The sequence below is a fragment of the Bacillus sp. C30 genome (assembly GCF_040838255.1).
GTDB lineage: Bacteria > Bacillota > Bacilli > Bacillales > Bacillaceae_G > Bacillus_A > Bacillus_A mycoides.
Window position 1 is genome coordinate 1 of the sequence record NZ_JBFPJH010000337.1, and the last position, 3379, is coordinate 3379.

Sequence of the window (3379 nt, forward strand, 5' to 3'; positions counted from 1 at the left end):
TAATATAATTCTTTTGTTTTCGCATTATAAACCTTATCACTCAACGAGGCATCAATCGTAACTACACCTGTTGTTTTTTTAGAATATGTAATAACATAATACGTATGTAGAGAAGGATCTTTACTCTTTACCTCTACACGTACATAATCCGTCTCTCCTATCTCATTTAACTTTCGCTCAACCTCTTTTTTCACACCTACAATATCTTCTTTTTCTCCTTTAATTTCCCTACTCACAATGGTATTTCCTTGATCAGAAAGTAATACTACTTCAGCATTACTTAAACTCACTTCATTTGGTATATTGAAATAATAAATTGCATACGAATCTTCCGATGGATTTTTGTCTTCTCCTAATTCCCTTGGCAAAATTAGTGCTTCTATTCCACTTCCTGCATTCACCGTTGGATTCCTATACATTTTATTCCCGACTGCGATTGCAATATTGGCCGTTTTAATTGCTGATTGTGCTGTTGTTGAACTAGAATCTCCTTCTCTTACATTTGAAGTTAATGAAATTTCAACCTTTTTATTATATCCAGAAACCGCTGTATCTTCTCTTATATTTCGTGCATGGATGTTAACATCTTCACTATTATATGTAATGCGTCCTATTGTATTTTTACTATTTGAAGATACATTATCTCCTTTTTTATTAACATCCTCATCCCCTAAATTATCGTAAATTTTTCCTTGTTTCTTTTGGCTCTTAAATAGCAATCTCTTATCTTGTTTTATCGCTAACCAGCTATATAGAGAGGAATACTTTCTTACTTTTACCATGTTTCTCTCCACAAACATGGCAAAAGTAAGAATCCTCCAATAATTCAGCAGCACATTTTCTACATTTCTTCATTTTTATAACCCCTTTTTTCAATTTTAGCTTTTCTGCACGATATTTATATATACTTTTATCATAATTTAAATTCTCTCTTTTTTCTATTTATAGAATTATATAGAAGAATAACTTCTCGCCCTCCCTCTTCATTTTACGAAAATAATACGCAAAAAAATCAACCGGATGGTTGATTTTTTATCGCCTACTATAATGTGCAGTGTCAATCCCTCGCTGCGCTAACCAATGGTACGTTTCACCTTTTACAACAAGAGGTACAGATTGTAACTCTTCTATCGTCTTCACGCCAAGAGCTGTCATAATAAATTTTAAATCTGTATGTAAAAGATCAATTTCATCCACTAAATTCTCAACACCATCTTGCATTAAAATACGTAAAAAGTATCCAGCAAACGCAGTTGTATTCGCCCCTAATGCGATTGCCTTTGCCACGTCAAGTGCTGTTTGTATACCCCCAGATGCAATAAAAGAGAGGTTATTATTTGTAGAGGTTGCTTCAATAATCGAGGTAGCTGTTTGTATGCCCCAGTTATTAAAATAAGAAAGCATTCGCTGTCTTCTTTCATTTTCAACAGCAGCAAAATTCGTACCACCTTGTCCGCCAATATCAATTGCTGTTATACCTATATTCGCTAACTGTTGTACTGTTTCCTTACTCATTCCAAAACCGACTTCTTTTACGATGACAGGTACTTTACTTTTTAAAACTATTTTCTCAATCCGCTGAAGTACACCAGTAAAATCACGGTCTCCTTCTGGCATCGTTAACTCCTGTATGACATTTAAATGAATTTGCAGTGCATTCGCTTCGATCATATCAACGGCACGCTCTGCCTGTTCGACAGTTGCCTCACTTCCTAAGTTTGCGAAAAAAATCCCATTCGGATTTACTTTCCTAACAACTTTATACGAAGCCGCTTCACTTTCATCTTTTAAAGCTGCCATTTGCGAACCTACAGCCATAGCAAGGTTATGATGTTTCGCTACATATGCTAATTGCTCATTAATATGTAATGTTTGCTCTCCTCCACCACCAGTCATCGCATTGATAAAAATCGGCGAACTTAGTGAAAGTTCGCCGATTTTTGTTTCACATGTTATAGTGACATAACTTGAATTTGGCAAGCTTTGATGCACAAAATCAATATCATGAAAGCCATGCGTACGAGACTGACCAGTAGAAAGAGCATATTCAATATGATCTAATTTACGTTTTGCCCTTACCACTTGTACCCCTCTTTATTTCTTTAATTTTTTCAGTTGTTCACCAATAATATCACTTAACTGGAAAGTAGCCGAATCAGCATTTGGCTCATATTGGCTATAATCTTCTGTTACATTATTTTCTTCAAGCGTTTCTTTTATGCTTAAAGAAATACGTTTTTCTGCTACATGGACTTCAAGTACTTTCACTTTTACTTCTTGTCCCATTTCCAATACTTCATTTGGATTTTTCACGTGACGATTTGCAATTTGAGATACATGCACAAGCCCTTCAACACCAGGTAAAATTTCAACAAATGCACCGAATGTAACAAGGCGTTTTACTACTCCCTCACGAATATCTCCAGCCTTTATTTCGCCAGCAACATTTTCCCAAGGTCCCGGCTGAGCTGCTTTAATTGATAAAGAAATACGTTGCGTATCAGCATCAACAGATAACACTTTTACCTTTACCTTTTGACCTTGCTCTAATACCTCAGAAGGTTGCTCTACACGTTCGTGTGAAATTTGTGAAATGTGAACTAAACCGTCCACACCACCAACGTTAACGAAAGCACCAAAATCCGTTAATCGTTGTACTGTTCCTTCAACAACATCTCCTCCTTTTAACGAAGAGATTGCTTCTTTTTTCTTAGAATCTAGTTCTAGTTCTACTACGGCTTTATGCGAAAGGATTACACGATTTTTTTCACGGTCTAATTCAACAATTTTCACCGCTAATGTTTTTCCTTTATAGTCAGCAAAGTCTTCTACATAATGTACTTCTACAAGTGAAGCTGGGATAAAACCACGAACACCAAGGTCCACAACTAACCCACCATTCACGATATCTTTTACAGTAACATCAAATACATGACCAGAATTAAATTTTTCTTGTAATTCTACCCACGCTTTTTCTGCGTCAACAGCTCTCTTAGATAAAACAAGATCATCATCTTCTAATTTAATAATTTTCAATTCAAGTGTTTGATCTAATTCTACAACATCGCTTGCCTTTTCAATATGAACGTTAGCTAATTCACTAATCGGAATTACGCCATCTGTTTTGTATCCAATATTTACAAGAACTTGTTTCTCTTCAACTTTCGTTACAGAACCTGTAACAACGTCACCAACTTGTAATTCTTTTGAATTCATAACTTCTTCATTCATTTTCTCTACCATGGAAATACCTCCCTACAGAATTGACAAAGCATTTTTATGTATATACGAAATGAAAACAAATGTTTTCATTTGCATGTTTAAGAATTTATCATCACATATTCTGTTTCAATACAGTTCACAAGAAACTATATTAAAT

The 3379-nt window shown here is 35.0% G+C and carries 3 protein-coding genes; all 3 read right to left on the minus strand.

What is annotated here, in order from left to right; genetic code table 11:
• On the minus strand, positions 1-782 hold a 782-nt coding region (locus AB3X49_RS19735; RefSeq protein ID WP_367964220.1), incomplete at its 3' end, for a hypothetical protein.
• 250 nt (positions 783-1032) lie between these two features.
• The gene (locus AB3X49_RS19740) at positions 1033-2082 is read right to left on the minus strand and encodes a type 2 isopentenyl-diphosphate Delta-isomerase (protein ID WP_367964222.1); all 1050 of its coding nucleotides are present in this window, start codon (positions 2080-2082) and stop codon (positions 1033-1035) included.
• Between the two features lie 12 nt (positions 2083-2094).
• Positions 2095-3243: a 30S ribosomal protein S1 gene (gene rpsA, locus AB3X49_RS19745; protein WP_367964224.1), complete on the minus strand. Its 1149-nt coding sequence runs from the start codon at positions 3241-3243 to the stop codon at positions 2095-2097.
• Between the last annotated feature and the right edge of the window lie 136 nt (positions 3244-3379).

Bases quoted from the DNA above. Each gene is read 5' to 3' on its own strand.
- rpsA (WP_367964224.1), bottom strand. From the start codon at position 3,243: ATGGTAGAGAAAATGAATGAAGAAGTTATGAATTCAAAAGAATTACAA.